We start from the raw sequence: 22,461 nt of genomic DNA, 5'->3' as shown, positions 1-22,461 counted from the left end.
CTTTGCCGCGGCACGCTCACTTTGGGGGCAGCATGTCCTTGAACTCCTGCGGGAGCTCGAAGTCGCCGGGGTCCTGGCCGGGACCCGGGATGCCGAGGGCGCCGCCCTGGCCGCCCTGGGCGCGACGCGCGGCGGCGGCCTGCTCCTCCTGCTGGCGCTTCATCGGGTTGCCCGACTGGCGCTTGCCCTTGACCTTCTTCTGCTTGCCCTTCTTCTTGCTCCCGCCGCCACCGGGCATGCCCGGCATACCCGGCATCCCGGGCATGCCGCCGCCCTGGGCCATGCGGGACATCATCTTGCGGGCGTCGAAGAAGCGCTCCACCAGGCCCTTGACCGCGCTGACGTCCACTCCGGAGCCCCGCGCGATACGGGCCCGCCGCGAGCCGTTGATGATCGTCGGCTCGGCCCGCTCCGCCGGGGTCATCGACTTGATGATGGCGGCGGTGCGGTCCACCTCGCGCTCGTCCAGGTTGTTGATCTGGTCCTTCATCTGGCCCATCCCCGGCATCATGCCGAGCAGCTTGGAGATCGAGCCCATCTTGCGGACCTGCTCCATCTGGGCCAGGAAGTCGTCGAGCGTGAACTCCTTGGGCCCCTTCGCCAGCTTGGCGGCCATCTTCTCGGCCTCTTGCTGGCTGAAGGTCTGCTCCGCCTTCTCGATCAGCGTGAGCATGTCGCCCATGCCGAGGATGCGGGAGGCCATCCGGTCGGGATGGAAGGCGTCGAAGTCGTCGAGCTTCTCGCCGTTCGAGGCGAACATGATCTGCTTGCCGGTGACCTGGGCGACCGAGAGGGCCGCACCGCCGCGCGCGTCGCCGTCCAGCTTGGAGAGCACGACACCGTCGAAGCCGACGCCCTCCTGGAACGCCTCCGCCGTGGTGACCGCGTCCTGACCGATCATGGCGTCGACGACGAAGAGGACCTCGTCCGGGCTGACCGCGTCCCGGATGTCGGCGGCCTGCTGCATCAGCTCCTGGTCGATGCCCAGGCGTCCGGCGGTGTCCACGATGACCACGTCGTGCTGCTTGTCACGCGCGTAGGTGATCGAGTCCTTGGCGACCTTGACCGGGTCACCGACGCCGTTGCCCGGCTCGGGCGCGAAGACGGCCACGCCCGCGCGTTCGGCGACGACGGAGAGCTGGTTGACCGCGTTGGGGCGCTGGAGGTCGGCCGCGACGAGCATCGGCGTGTGCCCCTGCTGCTGCAGCCAGCGGCCCAGCTTGCCCGCCAGGGTCGTCTTGCCCGCGCCCTGGAGACCGGCGAGCATGATGACGGTCGGCGGGTTCTTGGCGAACCTCAGCCGGCGCGTCTCGCCACCGAGGATGCCGATCAGTTCCTCGTTGACGATCTTGATGACCTGCTGGGCGGGATTCAGCGCCTGGGAGACCTCGGCCCCCAGCGCGCGTTCCTTGACCTGCTTGATGAAGGCGCGCACCACGGTGAGCGCGACATCCGCCTCGAGCAGGGCGATACGGATCTCGCGGGCGGTGGCGTCGATGTCCGCCTCGCTGAGGCGCCCTTTGCCCCGGAGGTTCTTGAACGTCGCACTCAGGCGGTCGGAAAGGGTATCGAACACAGCGCTCGTCGGTCCTCGGGTCGGTGGCGGAGGCAATCTCTGCCAAGGGTAGCCGCCTCGCGGGCGGGACCGGCCCGCCTGTCCGGATCCGGGACTCCTCCCGGCCCGCGCGGGCACTCCGGCTCAGCGCAGCTCGGACTCCAGCCGCTGGGCGAGCCGGGCGGCCGCGACCTCGGAGAGCGGGGATCCGGCGGCGTCCGTCACGTAGAACGCGTCGACGGCATTGGCGCCCAGGGTGCTCACATGGGCGCTGCGGACCCGCACCCCGGCCTCCTCCAACGCCCTGCCGATGCGGTGCAGCAGCCCGGGGGCGTCCTGGGCCCGCACCTCCAGGACGGTGGCGGCCGCGGAGTCGCCCGGGGCGACGGTGGCGCGCGGCGGCGGGGGCTGCGCCACGGTGCTGCGGCGCGGCCGGTAGGCGGCCTCCCGCTCGGCCAGCCGGGCGGCCAGCCGCAGGGAGCCGTCGAGCGCGCGCACCAGGTCCTCGCGCAGTCTGGCCGGCTGCGGCAGCGAACCGTACTGCGCGGCGACGCGCCAGGTGAGCAGCAGGACCCGCGGGGCCTCCCCGGATGCGGTCGCACCGCTCGACACCGTCGCGCCGCGCCCGTCCGGGGCGTCACCCTCCGGGCCCTGCCCGACCGGGCCGTCCCCGTCCGGGCTGTCCCCGTCCGGGCTGTCCGCGCGTCCCTCCGGTGCGCACTCGACCAGGGCGGACAGCTCCACCAGCCGCAGATCGGCGGCCCGGACGGTGAGCTTGTGCAGCGCCAGCACCCCGGCGACCGCGGGCAGCACCCCCGGCTGCTCGGGCAGCGCCACGCGCAGCTCCACGCCGACGGGTTCGGGTCCGGTACCGCCGGAGGCCGCTTCCCCGTCCGTACGGGGTTCCGCCGCCACCCGGCCGCCGCCGGAGCCGGCCCCCTGCTGGGGCCGCAGCGCGAGGACGGGACCGCCGGTGCGCCAGGCCTCCATCGCCAGGCGCTCCCCCTCCGCCGTCAGCTCCTGCCCGCCGGTCTGGTCGGCGACGGCGGCGCCGGAGAGCACCGCCGCCACCCGGGAGACCAGGTCGTCGACGAGCGCCGCGCGCCAGGCGGACCAGGCGGCCGGGCCGGTGGCCAGCGCGTCGGCCTCCGTCAGGGCGTGCAGCAGCTCCAGGGTGCCGTGGGAGCCCACGGCGTCGGCGACGGACCGGATGGTGGCCGGATCGTCCAGGTTGCGCCGGGTCGCCGTCTCGACGAGCAGCAGGTGGTGGCGGACCAGACCGGCCAGCGTCCGGGTGTCGGCGGCGTCGAAGCCGATGCGGGCCGCCAGGTCCCGGGCGATGGTCTCGCCGGTGAGCGAGTGGTCACCGGGCCATCCCTTGCCGATGTCGTGCAGCAGCGCACCGGTCAGCAGCAGATCGGGACGGTGCACGCGCCGGGTGAGCGCCGCCGCCCGTACGGCCGTCTCGACCAGGTGCCGGTCGACGGTGTAGCGGTGCACGGGGTTGCGCTGGGGACGGCAGCGGACCCGTTCCCAGTCGGGCAGCAGGCGGGCGATCAGACCGGCCGCGTCCATGGCCTCCCACACCGGGACGGTGGTCTCCCCGGCGCCGAGCAGGGTGACGAACTCCTCGCGGGCCTCGGCGGGCCACGGCACGGGAAGGTCCGGTGCGGTGCGCGCGAGCTTGCGGACGGCGGGCAGCGCGAGCGGGAGACCGGCCTGCGCCGCCGCTGCCGCTGCGCGCAGCGGCAGCACGGGATCGCGGTCGGGACGGGCGTGCAGGGCCAGCGCCGCCTCGCCCTCGTGCTCCACGACGCCCTCGGCCAGCGGGGTCCGCTCCGGTACGGCCTCGCCGGAGGGGCGCACCGCGGAGCGCCTGCCGCCGCCCAGCAGCCCGCGCAGCCGGGCAGCACGCGGGGCCACGGTGCGGGGCCGCAGGACGCGCTCGACCTCGCGCCAGGTGACGTCGCTCGCGTAGGAGACCGCACCCGCCGCCTCGTAGACGCGGCGCAGCAGGGTGTCGGCGTCCAGCAGACCGAGCGCCTCGGCCACCTGGTCCTGGTCCTGGAGCGCGAGCCGGTCGGTGGCGCGTCCGGTGGTCACATGCAGCGCGTCACGGGCGTCGAGGAGGGTGTCCCGGGCCTGCTGGAGTCCCTCCCGCGGGGCGTCGGCGAGCCAGGAGGCGGCCACGGCGCGCAGTGCCGTGAGGTCCCGCAGTCCGCCGCGCGCCTCCTTCAGGTCGGGCTCCAGCAGGAACCGCAGCTCGCCGTGGCGCCGGGCCCGTTCGGTGGCGTACTCGCGCAGCTCCGGCAGCCTGGTGCGGGCCTGGGCGCGCCACCTGCCGAGTGCGGCGGTGCGCAGCTGCGCCGTGAGGTCCGCGTCCCCGGCCAGGTGGCGGGCCTCCAGCAGGCCGAGCTGCACCTTGAGGTCGTCGGCCGCGGCGGTGCGCGCCTGGTCCGGGGTGCGGACGGAGTGGTCGAGGGCGAGGCCGAGGTCCCAGACGGGGTACCAGAGGCGGTCGGCGAGGGCGGCCAGGGCGGTGGCGTCGGTGCTGCCGTCGTGCAGCAGGAGCAGATCGAGGTCGCTGCGCGGGGAGAGCTCGCCGTGCCCGTATCCGCCGACGGCCACCAGCGCGGTGCCGGTGGGCGCGTCGGGGCCGAAGAGCTCGGCGAGCCACCGGTCGGTCAGTGCGGACAGGGCGCGGCGCCGGTCGGGTCCGGAGAGTTCGGCGTCCTGCAGGAGCCGCACCCGGGCCGCCGCGTAGCCCTCGTCCGCGCCGCCGGGGTCCGCTCCCGGGCACGCCCACGTGCCCGGGAGGCCGCCTCCCGCGGATCGTCCGGTGCCGTCCGGTACTGGTGCTCCCGCCGCCGGGGCCGTCGCCGCGTCCCTCACAGCGCGTCCGGTCCCCGCTCGCCCGTGCGCACCCGGACGGCGGTCTCGACGGGCACCGTCCACGCCTTCCCGTCGCCGATCTTGCCGGTGCGTGCGGCCTTGACGACGATCTCCAGGAGCTGTTCGGCCTCCTCGTCCTCCGCCAGGACCTCGATGCGCACCTTGGGGACGAGGTCGACGGTGTACTCGGCTCCCCGGTAGACCTCGGTGTGCCCGCGCTGCCGCCCGTAGCCGCTGGCCTCGGTGACGGTGAGGCCCTGGACGCCGAAGGCCCGCAGCGCCTCCTTCACCTCGTCGAGCTGGTAGGGCTTGATCACGGCGGTGATGAGCTTCATGCGTCCACCTTGCTGTCGTGGCTGTCGTGACGGGCGCTGTCCGCACGCGGGGCCTGCGCGGCCGCGCTCCCTGCGGCGGCGGATCCGGCGGCCGCGGGGCCGCCCCGGTCGCGGACCGAGGAGCCGCCGACGGCGCTGAAGTCGTACGCGGTCTCGGCGTGGAACGCCTGGTCGACACCGGCCGCCTCGTCGTCCGGGTCGGCGCGGAAGCCCATCGTGGCGTGCACGAGCTTGGCCAGCAGCCAGGAGACCACGAAGGAGAAGGCCATCACGGAGCCGGCACCGAGCGCCTGCTTGCCGAACTGGGTGAGGCCGCCTACGCCGTCCACGGCCAGGAAGCCGACCAGCAGGGTGCCGATGACGCCGCCGACCAGGTGCACGCCGACCACGTCCAGCGAGTCGTCGAAGCCGAGCTTGTACTTGAGGCTGACCGCCCACGAGCAGACCGCGCCCGCGACGACACCGATCAGCAGCGCGCCCATGGCGTTGACCGCGGCGCCGGAGGGGGTGATCGCCACCAGCCCGGCCACGGCACCGGAGGCGGCGCCCAGCGTGGTGAACGCGCCGTGCTTCACCCGCTCGTAGACCAGCCAGCCGAGCATGGCGGCCGCGGTGGCGAGCTGGGTGTTGAGCGCCATGTTGGCGGCGGTGCCGTCGGCGGCGAGCTCCGAGCCTGCGTTGAAGCCGAACCAGCCGAACCACAGCAGTGCGGCACCGAGCATCACCAGCGGCAGGCTGTGCGGGCGCATCGGGTCCTTCTTGAAGCCGATGCGCTTGCCGACGACGAGTACGGCGGCCAGCGCGCCGACACCGGCGTTGATGTGCACGGCGGTGCCGCCCGCGAAGTCGATGACCTCGAGGTCGTAGAGCCAGCCGCCCTCGGCCCACACCCAGTGTGCGACGGGGAAGTAGACGAGCGTCACCCAGAGGGTGAGGAACACCGCCCAGGCGCTGAATTTCACCCGGTCCGCTAGGGCGCCGCTCATCAGTGCGGGCGTGATGATCGCGAACATCATCTGGAAGAGGACGAAGGCGAAGACCGGAATGCCGCCTTTCCCGGTGAGGGAGTCGGCGGAGATGCCCTTGAGGCCGACGAAGTCCAGATTGCCGACGACTCCGCCGGTGTCCGGGCCGAAGGCCAGCGAGTAGCCGTAGAGCACCCACAGCACGCTGACGATCGCCAGCGAGATGAAGGACATCATCAGCATGTTCAGGGCGCTCTTCACCCGGACCATGCCGCCGTAGAAGAAGGCGAGGCCAGGCGTCATCACCATCACGAGAAACGCACTGACCAAGACGAAAGTGGTATCCGCGCCGTTCACTGTGGGCGTCTCCTCGGGGTCGCGGTCCTGCGGGGGCCGGATCGTAGGGGCGCCTCCCGGCCGAAGAAGGAAGGGAGGGCGGACTGAATGCCAGGTTTCCGAAGCCCGGTTTCCGCCGTCGCCCCCGGGTGTTTCCAGGCCGTGAAAACCGGCCCGCCGCTGTTACGAGGAGATGAAGCGCGGCTTTCCGTGCGGGAACGCGCGTACGCTGCGCTCCCCGGTGGCGGTCCGCCGTGGGTACCCGTCGCCGCCCGGGAGGGTCAGCCCGCGGCGGCCTCGCTCTCGGCCAGCTCCGCCTGGAGCCGCTCGCTGAGCTGCACCACGTCCGCCAGTTCCCCGAACTCGCGGACGGCGCCGGCCGTGGTGCGGCGCAGCCGGTTGTTGACCCGCTCCGAGCGCAGCCGCTTGGCGACACCGAGGGCCTCGCTGGCCCGGGCCACACAGCCTTCGGGCTCCCGCTGGAGCAGGTGCACACTGGCCATGCCGATCAGGTTGAGCGCGTAGGAGCGCCGGTGGCCGCCGCCCTGCGTCTCCCGGGCCTCCCTGGCGAACAGCTCGACGGCCCGCTCCATCGCGGGCCGTGCGAGCGAGGCGTAGGTGGAGCTGCGGCCGGAGGAGTAGGCCAGGTCCCGGAAGGAGTGCGCGGTCTCCGCGCACAGCTCGGCCTCGGAGAAGAACCGGATCCAGTCGGGGTCCGGGTCCGAGCGGTCGATGTCCGTGAACGTTTCTTCCGCCATCCGCACCGCGCGCTTGCACTTGCCGGGCTGCCCCATGTTCGCGTAGGCGCGGGCCTCCATGGCGTGCAGCATGGCCTGGGTGCGGGCGGTGGCGCCCTCCCGGCTGCCGTACTGCGCCAGGTGGACCAGCTCCAGGGCGTCCGCGGGACGGCCCAGATGGATCATCTGGCGGCTCATCTTGCTCAGGACGTACGAGCCCAGGGGGCGGTCACCGGCCTCCTTGGCCGCGTGCAGCGCCAGCACGAAGTACTTCTGCGCGGTGGGCTGGAGCCCGACGTCGTAGCTCATCCAGCCGGCCAGCTCGGACAGTTCGGCAGTGACGCGGAAGAGCCGGCGGCGGACGGGTTCGGAGTGCCGTTCCTGCAGCAGGTCGGTGACCTCGTGGAGCTGGCCGACGACGGCCTTGCGGCGCAGCCCGCCTCCGCACTGGGCGTCCCAGCCGCGGAACATCTCGGTCGTCTGCTCCAGCAGCTCCAGTTCGGGTGCGGACAGCTGCGGACCGCGCCGCGGCGCGCCGTCCTCGCCGCAGCTCGCCCCGCGGCGCTGCCCGTCGCGGGGGGCGGGGACGGTGAGCCCGGGGACCGTCGGCTGCTCCCCCGGCGGTCCGGCCTCGGCGCCGGTGCCCGGCACCAGCCACCGCTGCATGGGCTCGATCAGCGCGGGGCCGGCGGACACGGAGAGTGAGGCACCCAGGAAGCCGCGGTGGGCCAGCATCAGATCGCTGCGGGTGAAGTCGCTGATCAGCGCCACGGTCTGCGGTCCGGCCCAGGGCAGGTCCACGCCGGAGGCCGCGGGGGACTGCCGGGCGGGGCGCAGCCCGAGGTCCTCGACCGCCACGACGCAGCCGAACCGCTCGGAGAACAGTTCGGAGAGGATGCGGGGGATGGGCTCGCGGGGCTGCTCACCGTCCAGCCACCGGCGCACCCGGGAGGTGTCGGTGCTGATGTGATGCGCGCCCATCCGCCGTGCGCGGCGGTTGACCTGGCGTGCCAGTTCACCCTTGGACCAGCCGCTGCGCATGAACCACGAGCCCAGCCGCTCGTTCGGGCTCTTGCCCGCCTGGCCTCGCTCAGCCACTGGTAACGCCCCCATCCGCTTCGGTGACGCGCTCCGGGCCGGACCGGTCGGCGCTCCTCCGCACCCGCCGCACCCTCGACCCCGCCATGCCTCCGGCATAGTCGGTCGCCGCGCTCTCCACTGTGTGTACCGAAAGTAATCCTACGATCACGAGCGGGGCGAGTGTAATTGCAGAATCGCCACCATTCGCCACCCCTTCGAATGAACCCTGAGGCGCACGGAGGCGCTTGACTTGACACCAGGGAATCAACTCCGCGGGAAGCCGCCCCCACCGCGTCCTGCCTCGCCCCAGGAGACCCCAGGAGCCCTGTCGTCACTGTGCGCAATGCATTCGTAACCATAAGCATTCGGGAACCGTTGGAGTGAGCATGGGCTTCACGATCGGTGCCATCAGCGGTCTCAGCGGCATCCGCGAGATCCGCGAACTGCGGCCCGGCGCACGCCGGCGCGAACGCGCCCAGGTGTGCACCCGTGTCGCGGAGTACACGAGCCTGTGGGGCTGGGACCTGATCCCCGGCGCCCGCGCCGCCCGCTCGGGCGGCCGGGTCGTCTGTTCCTGCGGCGCGCGGGCCTGCCCCTCCCCCGGCGACCATCCGCTCGACGCCTCGCTGGAGGTACCGGCGGGCGCCACCGTGGAGGAGGCGTCCCGCGCCTGGGCGGCGGTTCCGGGCGCCACCATGCTGCTGCCGACGGGCCGCGCCTTCGACGTGATCGAGGTCGCCGAGCACGCCGCGCTGTGCGCGCTGGCGCGGCTGGAGCGGATGGGCGTCCCGCTGGGCCCGGTGGCCGCGACCCCGGCCGGACGCGCCTGGTTCCTGGTCGCGCCGGGCGCGGCCGCCGAACTGCCCGAACTCCTCTACCGGATGGGCTGGGACGACGCCGATCTCGACCTGCGCGGCAGAGGGGAGGGCCAGCACATCACGGCACCGCCCTCCGATCTGGCCGGCGGCGGCCCCGTCCGCTGGCTCCGGCCGCCCACCCTGGAACGCGCCGGCCGTCCGCCGCAGGCCCGTCTGCTGCTGGGCACCCTCGCCTACGTCTGCCACCGCTCGTCCGCGGTGCGGCCGCGCACCCCGGACGGGCCCGCGGCCGTGCGCTAGCCCGCCCGCTCACGACGCACCACGGCGGCGCACGGCGCGAGCGGCGGCCCCCAGGAATGCGAGCGGCGCCGCCACGACGCCCCGGGGGACGTCGCGACGGCGCCGCTCGGCGGTGCGCACGCTGGTACCGGCCGGTCAGCCCTCCTGGACCAGGGCGTCCACGAACGCCTCCGGCTCGAAGGGCGCCAGGTCGTCGGCGCCCTCGCCGAGACCGACGAGCTTGACCGGGACGCCCAGCTCACGCTGGACCGCCACCACGATGCCGCCCTTGGCCGTACCGTCCAGCTTGGTGAGGACGATGCCGGTGATGTCCACGACCTCGGCGAACACCCGCGCCTGCACCAGGCCGTTCTGGCCCGTCGTGGCGTCCAGCACCAGCAGCACCTCGTCCACCGGGGCCTGCTTCTCCACGACGCGCTTGACCTTGCCGAGCTCGTCCATGAGCCCCGTCTTGGTGTGCAGCCGGCCCGCCGTGTCGATGAGCACCACGTCGGCGCTCGCCTCGGTGCCCTGCTTGACCGCGTCGAAGGCGACGGAGGCGGGGTCGCCGCCCTCCGGGCCCCGGACCGTACGGGCGCCCACCCGGGTGCCCCAGGTCTCCAGCTGGTCGGCCGCGGCGGCGCGGAAGGTGTCGGCCGCGCCGAGCACCACCGACTTGCCGTCCGCCACCAGCACCCGGGCGAGCTTGCCGGTGGTGGTGGTCTTGCCGGTGCCGTTGACGCCGACGACGAGCACCACGCCCGGGCGGTCGACGGCACCCTCCACCTCCGTGTGCACCGTGCGGTCCAGGTCGGTGCCGACCAGCGCGAGGAGCTCCTCGCGCAGCAGGCCGCGCAGCTCATCGGGGGTGCGGGTGCCGAGCACCTTGACGCGTTCCCGCAGCCGCTCGACCAGCTCCTGGGTGGGGCCGACCCCGACATCGGCGGTCAGCAGGGTGTCCTCGACCTCCTCCCAGGTCTCCTCGTCCAGGTGCTCCCGGGACAGCAGGGTCAGCAGCCCCTTGCCGAGGGAGTTCTGGGAGCGGGAGAGCCGGTCGCGCAGCCGCACCAACCGTCCGGCCGTCGGTGCCGGGGTCTCGACCTCGGGCGCGGCGGCGGCCTCCGCGGCGGTGGCGGGCGCCTCGGCCGCCGCCTCCTCGGCCTCGGGAAGGCCGACCTCCTCGACGGTGCGGCGAGCGCCTTCAGGCGGAGCCTCCGCCTCCTCTCCGACCTTGGGCTCGGCTGTGCGGGCGGGGGTCTCGGTGGTGCTCCCGGCGGTGTCGGACTGCTGGGCCTCGGCCGCCTTCTTCCTCCGGCCGCTGACCACGAGCCCGCTGATCGCGGCGAGTGCGACCACGGCGATGACTACTACAAGGATGACGATTTCCATAGCGGCTCCAGTATCGACCACCGGCAAGGCTGCACGGCCATTCCCTCTTCGCGCGTGCTCCACTACGGTCCAGCACCCGCATCGCCGTCCACCGGGTGGGGGTACCCCGTGACCGTGACGACCAGCGTCCGCTTCAATCTCGTCCAGCCCGAACAGCCCCCGGGTGCACGGGCGGCGGGCGAGCAGCCCGGGGAGCGCTACCGGGCGGCGCTGGAGATGGCCGGCTACGCCGACGCGCACGGTGTGACCTCTCTCATCGTCGAGGAGCACCACGGCTCGCCGGACGGCTGGCTCCCCGCGCCGCTCGCCCTGGCGGGCGCGTTTCTGGGGCGTACGCGGCACACGCTGGTGACGGCCTGCGCGATCCTGGCGCCGCTGTACGACCCGCTGCGGCTGGCCGAGGACATCGCGGTGCTCGATCTCGTCGGCGGCGGGCGGCTGGTCACGGTGGCGGGGATCGGATACCGGCCACCGGAGTACGCCGCGCTGGGGCTGGACTTCGCCCGCCGCGGGGCGCTGCAGGACGAGGTGCTGGAGACGCTGCTGGCGGCCTGGACGGGCGAGCCCTTCCGCTACCGGGGCCGTACGGTGCGCGTCACCCCGCGCCCCGGCAGCCGGCCGCACCCGCCGCTGTTCGTCGGCGGCGGATCGCGGCCGGCCGCCCGCCGCGCGGCGCGGCTGGGGCTGCCGCTGTTCCTCCCCGCGCACCTGCCCGAGTCGGCGGGCTACTACGCGGAGCGCTGCACGGCAGCGGGCGGCACCCCGCTGTGCCTGATGCCGCCGCCTGAGTTGCCGGCGCTGCATCTGACCCGGGACCCGGACCGGGCGTGGGCCGAGCTGGGGGAGCACTTCCTGCACGAGGCGCGTCGCTATGCCTCCTGGCAGACGCCTGGCCTGCACTCGGCGATGCGCGCCGAGGCGGGCACGGTGGCGGAGCTGCGGGCCGAGGGCGTCTACCGTTTCGTCACTCCGCAGGAGTGCCTGGAGCTGGCGGCGCGGCAGCCGGAGGGGTCGCGGCAGATCCTGCTGCATCCGCTGTGCGGCGGGATGCCCGTCGAGGAGGGCCGGCGGTCGCTGCGGCTGCTGGTGGAGGAGGTCATGCCCCGGCTGCCGGAGATCGAGCCCTGAGGGCCTGCCGCGGCGGCGGGCAGCGGCGTCGGACAGCCCGCTGCCCCGGCTCCTGGCGAAGGAACCGGGGCAGCGCCGTGCGAGGAGTGGGCGGCGGGGGGCTAGCCCATCTCCTCCAACGCCTTGCCCTTCGGCTCCGGCACCCACTTGAGGATGAACGGGATCGAGAGCAGGGCGAAGACCGTGTAGCCGACGTAGGTGGCGGACAGGTTCCACTCCGAGAGGCTCGGGAAGCTGGCGGTGATGGCCCAGTTGGCCACCCACTGCGCGGAGGCGGCGACACCGAGCGCGGCCGCGCGGATCTTGTTCGGGAAGATCTCGCCGAGCAGCACCCAGACGACCACGCCCCAGGAGAGGGCGAAGAACAGGGTGAAGGTGTGCGCGCCGACCAGCGCGACGACGCCCTGCGCGTCCGGCAGCGAGACGTTGTCGCCGGAGCCGGTCTTGGCGGAGAACGCCCAGGCGACCGAGCCCAGTGAGAGGGCCATGCCGACGGAGCCGATCAGTGCGAGCGGCTTCCGGCCGACCCGGTCGACGAAGACCATGGCGATGGCGGTGCCGATGATGTTCACGATCGAGGTCGTGAAGGAGTAGAAGAACGAGCTCTCGGGGTTGATGCCCACCGACTGCCACAGCGTCGAGGAGTAGTAGAAGACGACGTTGATGCCGACGAGCTGCTGGAAGACGGAGAGCCCGATGCCGACCCAGACGATGGGCAGCAGGCCGAAGCGCCCGCCGAGCAGGTCCCGGAAGGTGGACCTGTGCTCGCTGCGCATCGCGGTCTCGATCTCGCCGATCCGGGTGTCGAGGCCGCCGTGCTCGCCCTCGACGGCGGCCAGCACCTCGCGGGCCTTGTCCTGGCGGCCGGCGGAGATCAGGAAGCGCGGGGACTCCGGGATGGCGAAGGAGAGCAGGAAGTAGCCGACCGCGGGGATCACCATGATGCCGAGCATCCACTGCCAGGCCTCCAGCCCGGCGACGTCACCGCGCTGCTTGCCGTCGGCGAGGTTGAGGATGCCCCAGTTGATGAGCTGCGAGACGGCGATGCCGAGCACGATCGCGCCCTGCTGGAAGGAGGCGAGGCGGCCCCGGTAGGCGGGCGGGGAGACCTCGGCGATGTAGGCCGGGCCGATGACGGAGGCCATACCGATGGCGATGCCGCCCAGCACCCGCCACATGGCCAGGTCCCACAGGGCGAAGGGCAGCGCCGAGCCGACGGCGCTGACGACGAAGAGGACGGCGGCCAGCCGCATGACCTTGATGCGGCCTATTCGGTCGGCGGTCCGTCCGGCGACGGCGGCGCCGATCGCGCTGCCGATCAGGGCGGCGGCGATGACCTGCGCCAGCATCGCGGAGCCGACGTCGAAGCGGCCGCGGATCGCCTCCACCGCCCCGTTGATCACTGAGCTGTCGTAGCCGAAGAGGAAGCCGCCCATGGCGGCTGCTGCGGTGATGAAGACGACACGGCCGAGGGGCGCGGTGTGCGCTCCGGTGCCTGGCCGCGGCTGCGGCGTCTGCGCTTCCTGCGCTGTGCTGGTCACGTTCTTCTCCTGAGGTTCCCCGGCGCCGGTGCCGGGTGGGGACACCACCGTGCAAGGAACGAAGACGGGCCCGCGCAGGGGAATCGCGCTGGCCTCCGGCTTAACGGCGGCTTCTCAGACTGTAAATGTTCAATTCATGAAGTCAATAGGTCAGCTTCTGCGACTCAGAGCACACAAAGCGAGATCATCGTTCGACTCATGAAGGGAAGCAGCCACCTCCGGTCGCCGCACCGCCCGGTCAGGACAGCCGCTGGCTGATCACCTTGGAGACGCCGTCGCCCTGCATGGAGACCCCGTAGAGCGCGTCGGCGACCTCCATCGTGCGCTTCTGATGGGTGATCACGATCAGTTGGGAGCTGTCCTTGAGCTCCTCCATGATCCGGATCAGCCGCTGCAGATTGGTGTCGTCCAGCGCCGCCTCGACCTCGTCCATCACATAGAACGGGCTGGGCCGGGCCTTGAAGATCGACACCAGCAGCGCGACCGCCGTCAGGGACCGCTCGCCGCCCGAGAGCAGCGAGAGCCGCTTGACCCTCTTGCCCGGCGGCCGGGCCTCCACGTCCACGCCCGTGGACAGCATGTCGCCCGGGTCGGTGAGCACCAGCCGGCCCTCACCGCCGGGAAACAGCCGCGCGAAGACCCCCTCGAACTCGCGCGCGGTGTCGTGGTACGCCTCCGTGAAGACCTGCTCGACCCGCTCGTCCACCTCCTTGACGACCTGCAGCAGGTCCGCGCGCGTCTTCTTCAGGTCCTCCAGCTGCTCGCTCAGGAACTGGTGCCGCTCCTCGAGCGCCGCGAACTCCTCCAGCGCCAGCGGGTTGACCTTCCCCAGCTTCTGGTAGGCCCGCTCGGCCGCCTTGAGCCGCTTCTCCTGCTCGGCCCGGACGAACGGCACCGGCGTGTTCCGCGGATGCTCCGGGTCCTCGGGCAGCTCCTCGCCCTCCGCCGGCGGAGACGGCGGCACCGGCTGGTCGGGGCCGTAGTCGCGGACCAGCCCCGCCGGCTCGACGCCCAGCTCCTCCAGCGCCTTGGCCTCCAGCTGCTCGATGCGCATCCGCTTCTCGGCGCCGAGCACCTCGCCGCGGTGCACCGAGTCGGTGAGCTTGTCCAACTCCTCCTTGAGCCCCCGGCCCCGGCCCCGCTCGTCGGTCAGCGTCCGTTCGCGCTCCGCCTTGGTCCGCTCGACCTCCTCACGCTCCTGTCCGGCCCGCTCCAGCGACGCCTCGACATGGGCGAGCAGCTGCCGGGCCCCGTCCGCGACGGCCCGTGCGACCTCCGCCTCGTGGCGCAGCCGCGCCCGGCGCTCCTCGGCCCGGGCCCGGGCCTCGCGCTCGGCGCGGGCGCCCCGGTCCAGGGAGTCGGCCCGGCCGGCGATCGCCTTGACCCGCTCCTCGTGCGTACGGACCTGGAGGCGGGCCTCCATCTCGGTCTGGCGCGCGTTGGCGCCGTCGGCCGCGAGCCGGTCGCGGACCGAGGTGTCGGGGTCCTCGGCGCCCTCCGCCTCCTGCGCCTCCTCGGCCGAGGCCAGACCCTCGGCCAGCTCCTCGGCCTCCTGCCGGGCCGCGGCCAGCGCCTCCTGCGCCTTGGCCACCGCGGCCGCCGCGCGCTCGGCCTCGCCCCGAGCCGCCCTGGCCTGCCCCGCGAGGGTGCCCACCCGGCCGGCGACCCGGGACTTCTCCCGCTCCGCGCTGCTCCTGCGGGCCGCGATCTCCTCCAGTTCCGCCGCGCGCGCCCGGCGCTCCGCGGCGGCCCCGTCCTGCTCCCGGGCGAGTCGCTCGCAACGGTCCTCGAGCTCGGTGAGCTGCGCGGCCGCCTCGTCCACCGCGGCCTGGGCCTCCAGCAGGGAGGGTGCACCCTCCGATCCGCCGCCGGCGCGGTGGGCGGAGAGGAGGTCGCCCTGCGCGGTGACCGCGGTGTGGTCCGGGTGCGCCCTGACGACCGCCTCCGCTGCCTCCAGGGTGTCGACCACGACGGTGTGGTCGAGCAGTCGCTCCACGGCCGGGCGGAGCCGCTCCGGCGCGGTCACCAGGGAGACGGCCGGGGTGCCCGCGGAGGGGACGCCGGGATGCCCCCGGGGGTCCCCGGCGCCAGTCCCCCGGTCGCCGGCCACCAGCAGCGTCGCGCGGCCGGCGTCCTCCTTGCGCAGCAGCCGCAGCGCCTCGGCCGCCGTCGACACGTCCGCCACGGCCACCGCGTCGGCGGCCGCGCCGAGGGCGGCCGCTATCGGCAATTCGTGGCCCGCGGTCACGGTCAGCAGTTCGGCCGCGGGGCCCAGCAGGCCGGTGAGCCGGTCCTTGGCCGCCAGCAGCGCCGCGGTGCCGTCCTTGCGGCGCAGATTCAGCGCCAGCGTGTCGTGGCGGGCGGAGGTCGCGGCGCGTTCGCGCTCCGCCGCGGTCAGCGCGTCGCGGGCCGAGCCGAGGGCCCGCTCGGCCTCGGCCAGTTCGCGCTTGGCCTCCTCGTGCCGGTCCGCCAGCTGCACGTCACCCTCGTCGAGGCCGTCGGCCTCGCCACGCAGCTCCTCGTACGCGCTCTGGGCCTGCTCGGCGCGGTGGAGGGCCTCGTTGCGGGCGGCGGCGAGGCGCTCGATCTCGGACTCGGCCGAGGCGGCGCGGCTGCGCGCCGCCCCCGCCTTCCCGCGCAGCCGCTCGAGGCCCTCTCGGCGGTCGGCGAGCGCGCGTGCCGCGTCCCGGAGCCGGCGCTCCTCCTGCTCCAGCCGCCGCTCCAGCTCGGCACGGTGCGCGACCGTGTCCTCCAGCGCGGTGCTCGCGGCCTCCAACGCGGCCTCCAGCTCGGCTTCCTGCTCCCGGATCCGGGCCGCCTCGCGCTCCATCTCCTCCGGGTCCCGGCCCCTGCGCTCCTCCGCCTGGGGCGCGGCCGCGTGCTGGACGCGCTGATCGGCCAGGCCGATGGTGCCCCGCACCCGCTCGGCCAGCCGGGAGAGTTCGTACCAGGTCTGCTGGGCCCGCTCCAGCCGGGGCGCCAGGGTGCGGACCTGCTGCTCCAGGTCTGCCTCGCGGCGCTGGGCCTCCCGCAGCTCGGCCTCCGCGGCCTGCTTGCGCTGCTTGAGCTCGGCCTCGTCGGCGACCTCCGTCCGCAGCGCCTCGCGCAGCGCGACCAGGTCGTCGGCCAGCAGGCGCAGCCGTGCGTCACGCAGATCCGCCTGGATGACCTGGGCTTTGCGGGCCACGGCCGCCTGCCGCCCGAGCGGCTTGAGCTGGCGGCGCAGCTCGTCGGTGAGGTCCTGGACGCGGGAGAGGTTGGCCTGCATGGCGTCCAGCTTCCGCAGCGCCTTCTCCTTGCGCTTGCGGTGCTTGAGGACGCCCGCCGCCTCCTCGATGAAGGCACGCCGCCCGGTCGGGTCGGCGTGCAGCACCCCGTCGAGCTGGCCCTGGCCGACGATGACGTGCATCTCGCGGCCGATGCCGGAGTCGGAGAGCAGCTCCTGCATGTCCAGCAGTCGGCAGGTGTCGCCGTTGATCTGGTATTCGCTGCCCCCGTTGCGGAACATGATCCGGGTGAGGGTGACTTCGGAGTAGTCGATGGGCAGCGCGCCGTCGGCGTTGTCGATGGTCAGCGAGACCTCGGCACGGCCCAGTGGTGGGCGGCCCGTGGTCCCGGCGAAGATGACGTCCTCCATCTTGCCGCCGCGCAGCGACTTGGCGCCCTGCTCCCCCATCACCCAGGAGAGTGCGTCGACCACGTTGGACTTGCCCGAGCCGTTGGGGCCGACGACGCAGGTGATGCCGGGCTCGAAGCGCAGCGTCGTGGCGGAGGCGAAGGACTTGAACCCCCGCAGTGTCAGGCTCTTGAGGTGCACGCGTCCGGACCTTACCGAGGGAGGCCGGGAGATGTCGCGCCGACGGCGCCGAAGCGAAGGGAAGGGTTTCGCGCGGGGGTTTCGCCTGGAGGGGGCGGGGGCAGATCAGACGTAACGCATCGCGCCACGATGAGCACACACTCCACACACCAGCGGATCACCAGGAGAAAAAACTAAGGGACGCCGAAGCGTCCCTTGAGAATTTCCGACTACGGCTGTCCTGCTCAGCCCGTCCTGCCCGGCGGGCGAGGATCAGGTCAGCGCAGGCTCGGCCGTCTTCACGTCGAGGTCTTCGAACACCGAGTCGTGGTGCCGAGCGGCGGCGGACAGAGCGTCGTTCTCAGCCTGCATCCGAACGAGCTCGGATTCCAGGTCCTGGACACGCTGCTGCAGCCGTCGCATCTCGGCGAGCACCCGGGGGTCGTAGCCGCCGACGTGACCGAGAAGCGCCTTTGCCATGATGGATGGTCCTCCACACTGAGTGACCGACCGTGGATGTGGTGGGTCGTGAGGGAATCGCACCGTTGAGGGTCTGCTCTGGACTTTTACTAAAGGTTCTCTGGATCAAACAGCTCAGGTGCGCGGGGTTTCAGGATCTCACCAAATGGTTTGACGGTCAACACGATCACACGTAGCTACCCCCGGGCCTGCTTCGGCTCGACGGCGTCCGGCGCCGGAGGCGGCTGTCCCGCGGGGCGAATGGAAGATCCACGTCGCTCACTCGTTGCGGAAGCTTTGCATGGTGGAGCGCGATTGGCAACTGTTGTGGATCACCGGATCGCGAAGCCGCGGTACCCCCCGCGGGGTGTGTCCCAGATCTCGGTGACCCCGTCGACGCGCCCGGGCGTGTCCCCGCTCCGCAGCCACTCCAGCAGGTGCCCGCAGTCGGCGCGGGTGCCCTCCGCGACGATCTGCACCCGGCCGTCACCGAGGTTCAGCGCGAAGCCGACGAGCCGGCCGATCCGCAGCGCCGCCGCACGGGTGAACCAGCGGAAGCCGACACCCTGCACCTCCCCGCGCACCCAGGCGGTCAGCCGCGCGGGCTCCTCGGGGCGTGCCCGATCGGGCTCTTCGGCGAACTGCTCGGCGAACTGCTCGCTCATCTGTTCACTCAGCTGTTCGCGCGGCGTTCCGTCCGCGTCGTCGGTCGGATTGATGGCAGCCATGGGGTGCACGCTATCCGGACAATTCCCGAGCGGATACATCAGCCCCCGTGGGGATGCCGTACATTGCCCGGCAACTCTCTTCACCTCCCGCTCACACCCGGGAGTGAGGGGAGACGGAACCTTGACGCCGTATCGCCGAGCAATGTGAGGACAGCACAGATGGGCCGCCATCGACGCGCTACCCCCACTCCAGCCGTCCCGCCGGAGTCCTCCGAGCCGCCGGCCGTACACCACCACCGGGGCGGCAGGCGCCGCAGACGCGCAGGCGCCCCCGTCCGGACCGGGGTGCTGGGCGCCTCCGCCGCGCTCGCGATGGGCACCGTCGCCGTGGCGTCCGGCCTGATACCCGCGCCGGGCGGGCTCGGCGGGCCGCGGGACAGCCGGGTGCAGGCCGACGGCACCGGCCCCGCAGTCCCACCGGTCTCCGCCACCCCCACCGACCGCGATTCCACGGCGCCCCCCGGCGAGGGGGACAAGAGTCCCAGCCCCACTCCCGCCCCCTCGCGGAAGAGCGAGCGCCCCACCGGAAAGCCGGACGCCTCCCCCTCGAAGCAGGCGTCGAAGACCCCGGAGCCCACCCGCGAGGAGGAGCACGGCTCCCGCACCGGCAGCTCCAGGCCGGCCCCCGGAGGGTCGGGCGGCGGCAGCACCGCCGCGGCCGACCAGGAGACGGCCGCGGAGAGCGAGGTCCTCGCGCTCGTCAACCAGGAGCGGGCCAAGGCCGGCTGCAAGCCGCTGACGGCGGACGCCAAGCTGGCCGCGCTGGCCGGGGGCTACAGCGAGGACATGGCGCGGCGCGGGTTCTTCTCGCACACCTCGCCCGACGGCAAGAGCCCCTGGGACCGGGCCGAGGCCGCCGGGGTCGGCGATCTGGGCGGCGAGAACATCGCCCGCGGCCAGGCCAACGCCCGCTCCGTGATGGACTCCTGGATGAACAGCCCCGGCCACCGGGCCAACATCCTCAACTGCGACTACCGCACCCTGGGCGTCGGCGCGCACTTCGCCGAGGGCGGCCCCTGGTGGACCCAGGACTTCGGCTTCTGAGCCCTGCCCCGTGCGGACCCGGCCCCGGGTATGAGCCCCCTCCGGGCCGGACCGGGCGCGCTCCGGTTCGCGGGGACTCTTCGCAGGGGTGTCTGACGAATGAGCTCTGCGAAGCTTCGGTGTCCGAGGCAGAGGAGAGGCATGGGAATCGAACTGGAGCTGCACTCGGGGCGGCCCCCGCGCAAGAAGGCGTCCCGGGAGACCTTGCTGCGGGGGTCCTACGAACACGGTGAAGCATTGGCCAGGGCGCTGAGCACGCTCGACCGGTTCGGGTCCGGCAAGCTCGGCTGGGTGGATCCGTATGGCGACACGCTGTTCGACGAACAGGAAGCCCACGTCGCCCGCCAGGAGGCCATCGCTCTGACCGAGCGGTGTCCCGACGAGCGGCAGAGGGCGGCCCTGCTCGACCTCGCCGAGCTGCTGGAGGCGTGTGCGGCGACGCCGGGCAGCTACCTGTGGTTCATGGGCGACTAGCCATACCCGGGCGCTGGTCCTGCGCAGGGCCGGGGTGGCCGCGGATGCGGCGTGAACGGCTTCCCCGCTGCTTCCCCGCTGCCACACGGTCGTGGCGGCCCTGGCCGGAGCACCGCCAGGTGGCCGATGCGCCGGTCGGCCTGCGCGACCGGCAGAGCTAGGCCCGTGCCGGACGCGGGCGGCCGTCGCCGCGCGGGCGCGGGGGCCGCTGGCAGCGGGGGCAGAAGTAGCTGGAGCGGTTCATCCAGGCGCTGCGCCGCATCGGGGTGCCGCAGCGGCGGCAGGGCTCGTCCTCGCGGCCGTAGGCGTCCAGCGAGCGGTCGAAGTAGCCGGACTCGCCGTTGACGTTCACATAGAGGCTGTCGAAGCTGGTGCCGCCCTGGGCCAGCGCGGCCGTCATCACCTCCCGCACATGTCCGACCAGCTCGGCGGTCTGCGCCCGGGTCAGGGTGGCCGTGGGGCGGTCGTAGTGCAGCCGGGAGCGCCACAGCGCCTCATCGGCGTAGATGTTGCCGACACCGCTGATCAGCGACTGGTCCAGCAGGGCGCGTTTGACGGTGGTACGCCGACGGCGCAGGGCCGTGTGCAGGGCCGCCTCGTCGAAGGCGGGGTCCAGCGGGTCACGGGCGATGTGCGCGATCACGTCGGGCAGCCCGTCCTCGGCGGTCGCGTGGAGCGAGAGCCCGCCGAAGGTGCGCTGGTCGACGAAGCGCAGCTCACCGCCCGCAGCGTCCGCGAAGGTGACGCGGACCCGCAGATGCCGCTCGTCGGCGGTGCCCGGCGGTTGGATGAGGAGCTGGCCGCTCATCCCCAGGTGGGCCAGGAGCGCGTGGGAACCGTCCTCGAGGGGCAGCCACAGGTACTTGCCCCGGCGCTGGGCCGGTCCCAGGCGCCGGCCGGCCAGTCGCGCGATGAAGTCCGGCGCACCGGCGGTGTGGCGGCGGACGGCCCGCGGGTGGAGCACCTCGGTGGCGCTGATGGTGCGGCCACCCGTCCAGCGTTCCAGGCCGCGGCGGACGACCTCGACTTCCGGAAGCTCGGGCACGGGACTCCTCACGGGCAGGGCCCCGCCTGCTCGGGGCCGGAAACACCACGGCCGCCCCGAAGAGGGCGGCCGTGACGGACGGTGCGGTGTGCGCGGGGTCAGCGCGATGCGGCGCTGCCCTCGGTGGGCTCGCTGCGCTGGCCGTCCGGGACGGACGGCGCCGCGGCGCCCTTGCCGACGGCTGCGGCCTTGCCGCTTCGCGGACCGTCGCCGTCGCCCTCCGCGGCGGCCTCGGCGCGGGCCGAGATGGCGCGCCAGGCGGCCTCGGCGGCCTGCTGCTCGGCCTCCTTCTTGCTGCGTCCTGTGCCGGTGCCGTACGCGACACCACCGACGCGGGCAGCAGCCGTGAAGGTCTTCTCGTGGTCGGGGCCCGTCTCGGAGACCAGGTACTCCGGGACGCCGAGTCCCTCGGCGGCCGTCAGCTCCTGCAGGCTGGTCTTCCAGTCGAGCCCGGCGCCCAGGTTGGAGGACCGCTCGATGAGCGGGTCGAAGAGCCGGTGCACCAGTTCGGAGGCCGCTTCCAGCTCCTGGTCGAGGTAGACGGCGCCGATGACCGCTTCCAGCGTGTCCGCGAGGATCGACGCCTTGTCCCGGCCGCCGGTGCCCTCCTCGCCTCTGCCGAGGCGGATGAAGGCGCCCAGGTCGAGCCCGCGGGCGACCCCCGCGAGGGCACGCGAGTTGACCACCGCGGCCCGCAGCTTGGCGAGCTGGCCCTCCGGCAGGTCCGGATGCATCCGGTAGAGAGTGTCGGTGACCACGAGTCCGAGGACGGAGTCACCGAGGAATTCCAAGCGCTCGTTGGTGGGCAGCCCGCCGTTCTCGTAGGCGTAGCTGCGGTGCGTCAGCGCACGCACCAGAAGGGCGGACTCCAGTCGGTAACCGAGCCGCCCTTCCAGAATCGCGTGCGACGAGGCCGAGTCCACCAGCTCCGCGGAGTCTCCCCCCTTCCCGGGGACGGGACTCTGCGGAGTTCCGGCGTCGGACATGGAGCCTGTCACCCGCCGATCAGACCTCGAGGACCTGACGCTTGTTGTAGGTGCCGCAGCTCGGGCACGCGATGTGCTGCTGCTTCGGCTCGCGGCAGCGCTCGCACTTCACCAGGGTGGGGACCGCAGCCTTCCACTGCGACCGGCGGTGGCGCGTGTTGCTGCGCGACATCTTCCGCTTCGGAACAGCCACGGCTACTTCTCCTGTGAGTCATCCCCGTCGGTGCGGGGCTCGTTGTCCTTCTCGCCGTCCGGCATGGTCTCGGCGAGTCCCTGCAGTGCCGCCCACCTGATGTCGACGGCTTCTTCGTGCCTGTGGTCGGGGTCGTCCGCCAGCCGGGCCCCGCATTCGGGGCACAGGCCGGGGCAGTCCTCGCGGCACACCGGCTGCAGCGGCAGTGCGAGCACCACCGCGTCCCGCAGCACGGGTTCGAGGTCGAACAGATCGCCCTCGAGGAAGAGTGTGTCCTCGTCCTCCTCGTCCTCGCCGGGCTCCGCAACAGGGCGGCCCCGGTCGTCGGCGTCGGGATAGGAGAACATCTCCTGGAAGTCCGCTTCGACCTGCTGGTCGAGCGGCTCCAGACACTTTACGCACTCCCCGGTCAGCGGCGCACGGGCGGTACCCGTGACGAGTACCCCCTCCATGACCGACTCCAGGCGGAGGTCCAGCTCGATCGTCGCCCCGTCGGGAACCTTGATGAACTCGACACCCAGGTCGCCGGGGGACTCCACCTCGCGGGAGAGCCGCTTCATCGCACCAGGTCGCCGCCCCAGCTCACGTGTGTCGAACACGAGGGGCGCGCGGTGGTCGAGGGGGGAGTTCAGGGCTTCCTGCTTTCTACGGGTGGGGCTGGGGCCGCGCACGTACTCACGG

18 protein-coding genes are annotated in these 22,461 nt (G+C 73.0%); 4 read left to right on the top strand and 14 right to left on the bottom strand.

The window, feature by feature from the left end:
- Window positions 1-16: 16 nt before the first annotated feature.
- The 5 genes from ffh to ACFYNS_RS19100 form a co-directional block, all read right to left on the bottom strand.
- The gene (gene ffh / locus ACFYNS_RS19120; RefSeq protein ID WP_360297285.1) at window positions 17-1,576 is read right to left on the bottom strand and encodes a signal recognition particle protein; all 1,560 of its coding nucleotides are present in this window, start codon (window positions 1,574-1,576) and stop codon (window positions 17-19) included.
- Between the two features lie 123 nt (window positions 1,577-1,699).
- Entirely contained in the window at window positions 1,700-4,303 is a 2,604-nt protein-coding gene (locus ACFYNS_RS19115; RefSeq protein WP_388604114.1) for a [protein-PII] uridylyltransferase, read from the bottom strand.
- A gap of 140 nt (window positions 4,304-4,443) precedes the next feature.
- A complete protein-coding gene (locus tag ACFYNS_RS19110; protein ID WP_360297291.1) occupies window positions 4,444-4,782 on the bottom strand; it encodes a P-II family nitrogen regulator in 339 nt (112 codons plus the stop codon).
- A complete protein-coding gene (locus tag ACFYNS_RS19105) occupies window positions 4,779-6,104 on the bottom strand; it encodes an ammonium transporter (RefSeq protein ID WP_360297294.1) in 1,326 nt (441 codons plus the stop codon). Before ACFYNS_RS19105 ends, ACFYNS_RS19110 begins: the two co-directional genes overlap by 4 nt.
- A gap of 260 nt (window positions 6,105-6,364) precedes the next feature.
- Complete coding sequence (locus ACFYNS_RS19100) at window positions 6,365-7,933, bottom strand: hypothetical protein (RefSeq protein WP_388603994.1); 1,569 nt, start codon at window positions 7,931-7,933, stop codon at window positions 6,365-6,367.
- A 353-nt stretch (window positions 7,934-8,286) separates the two neighbouring features.
- On the opposite strand from ACFYNS_RS19100, the gene ACFYNS_RS19095 reads away from it, so the two are divergent.
- Window positions 8,287-9,018 carry a bifunctional DNA primase/polymerase gene (locus tag ACFYNS_RS19095; protein ID WP_360303747.1) on the top strand — a complete coding sequence of 244 codons (732 nt, stop codon included), beginning with the start codon at window positions 8,287-8,289 and terminating at the stop codon, window positions 9,016-9,018.
- Window positions 9,019-9,153: 135 nt separating this feature from the next.
- On the opposite strand, the gene ftsY is transcribed toward ACFYNS_RS19095, so the two are convergent.
- A complete protein-coding gene (gene ftsY / locus ACFYNS_RS19090; protein ID WP_388603991.1) occupies window positions 9,154-10,386 on the bottom strand; it encodes a signal recognition particle-docking protein FtsY in 1,233 nt (410 codons plus the stop codon).
- A gap of 108 nt (window positions 10,387-10,494) precedes the next feature.
- Here ftsY and ACFYNS_RS19085 point away from each other — a divergent pair, with 108 nt between their 5' ends.
- Window positions 10,495-11,514, top strand: a complete 1,020-nt coding sequence (locus tag ACFYNS_RS19085) for an LLM class flavin-dependent oxidoreductase (protein ID WP_388603989.1) — start codon at window positions 10,495-10,497, stop codon at window positions 11,512-11,514.
- A 101-nt stretch (window positions 11,515-11,615) separates the two neighbouring features.
- On the opposite strand, the gene ACFYNS_RS19080 is transcribed toward ACFYNS_RS19085, so the two are convergent.
- The 4 genes from ACFYNS_RS19080 to ACFYNS_RS19065 all read right to left on the bottom strand — a co-directional run bounded on the left by ACFYNS_RS19080 (window position 11,616) and on the right by ACFYNS_RS19065 (window position 17,975).
- Window positions 11,616-13,055, bottom strand: a complete 1,440-nt coding sequence (locus ACFYNS_RS19080; protein ID WP_360296004.1) for a sugar porter family MFS transporter — start codon at window positions 13,053-13,055, stop codon at window positions 11,616-11,618.
- A 238-nt stretch (window positions 13,056-13,293) separates the two neighbouring features.
- Entirely contained in the window at window positions 13,294-16,872 is a 3,579-nt protein-coding gene (gene smc / locus ACFYNS_RS19075) for a chromosome segregation protein SMC (RefSeq protein ID WP_388603986.1), read from the bottom strand.
- A gap of 252 nt (window positions 16,873-17,124) precedes the next feature.
- Entirely contained in the window at window positions 17,125-17,331 is a 207-nt protein-coding gene (locus ACFYNS_RS19070; protein ID WP_019355816.1) for a hypothetical protein, read from the bottom strand.
- Between the two features lie 311 nt (window positions 17,332-17,642).
- Entirely contained in the window at window positions 17,643-17,975 is a 333-nt protein-coding gene (locus tag ACFYNS_RS19065) for an acylphosphatase (RefSeq protein WP_360296053.1), read from the bottom strand.
- A 222-nt stretch (window positions 17,976-18,197) separates the two neighbouring features.
- On the opposite strand from ACFYNS_RS19065, the gene ACFYNS_RS19060 reads away from it, so the two are divergent.
- Window positions 18,198-19,082, top strand: a complete 885-nt coding sequence (locus ACFYNS_RS19060) for a CAP domain-containing protein (protein ID WP_388603984.1) — start codon at window positions 18,198-18,200, stop codon at window positions 19,080-19,082.
- A 141-nt stretch (window positions 19,083-19,223) separates the two neighbouring features.
- Window positions 19,224-19,556: a hypothetical protein gene (locus tag ACFYNS_RS19055; RefSeq protein WP_360296015.1), complete on the top strand. Its 333-nt coding sequence runs from the start codon at window positions 19,224-19,226 to the stop codon at window positions 19,554-19,556.
- Between the two features lie 157 nt (window positions 19,557-19,713).
- Here the strand turns inward: ACFYNS_RS19055 and mutM are convergent, their stop codons facing one another.
- The 4 genes from mutM to ACFYNS_RS19035 all read right to left on the bottom strand — a co-directional run bounded on the left by mutM (window position 19,714) and on the right by ACFYNS_RS19035 (window position 22,340).
- Entirely contained in the window at window positions 19,714-20,601 is an 888-nt protein-coding gene (mutM, locus tag ACFYNS_RS19050) for a bifunctional DNA-formamidopyrimidine glycosylase/DNA-(apurinic or apyrimidinic site) lyase (RefSeq protein ID WP_360296018.1), read from the bottom strand.
- A 98-nt stretch (window positions 20,602-20,699) separates the two neighbouring features.
- Window positions 20,700-21,587 carry a ribonuclease III gene (rnc, locus tag ACFYNS_RS19045; protein ID WP_360296021.1) on the bottom strand — a complete coding sequence of 296 codons (888 nt, stop codon included), beginning with the start codon at window positions 21,585-21,587 and terminating at the stop codon, window positions 20,700-20,702.
- Window positions 21,588-21,606: 19 nt separating this feature from the next.
- On the bottom strand, window positions 21,607-21,780 hold the full coding sequence (rpmF, locus tag ACFYNS_RS19040) for a 50S ribosomal protein L32 (protein ID WP_016470089.1): 174 nt from the start codon (window positions 21,778-21,780) through the stop codon (window positions 21,607-21,609).
- 2 nt (window positions 21,781-21,782) lie between these two features.
- The gene (locus ACFYNS_RS19035; RefSeq protein ID WP_388603981.1) at window positions 21,783-22,340 is read right to left on the bottom strand and encodes a YceD family protein; all 558 of its coding nucleotides are present in this window, start codon (window positions 22,338-22,340) and stop codon (window positions 21,783-21,785) included.
- Between the last annotated feature and the right edge of the window lie 121 nt (window positions 22,341-22,461).

Origin of the sequence: Streptomyces sp. NPDC006925 (assembly GCF_042869575.1) — a bacterium.
In the GTDB taxonomy this organism is placed as follows: Bacteria; Actinomycetota; Actinomycetes; order Streptomycetales; family Streptomycetaceae; genus Streptomyces.
The sequence above is the reverse complement of the archived record's forward strand: the minus strand, read 5'-3'. Positions and strand labels throughout refer to the sequence as shown.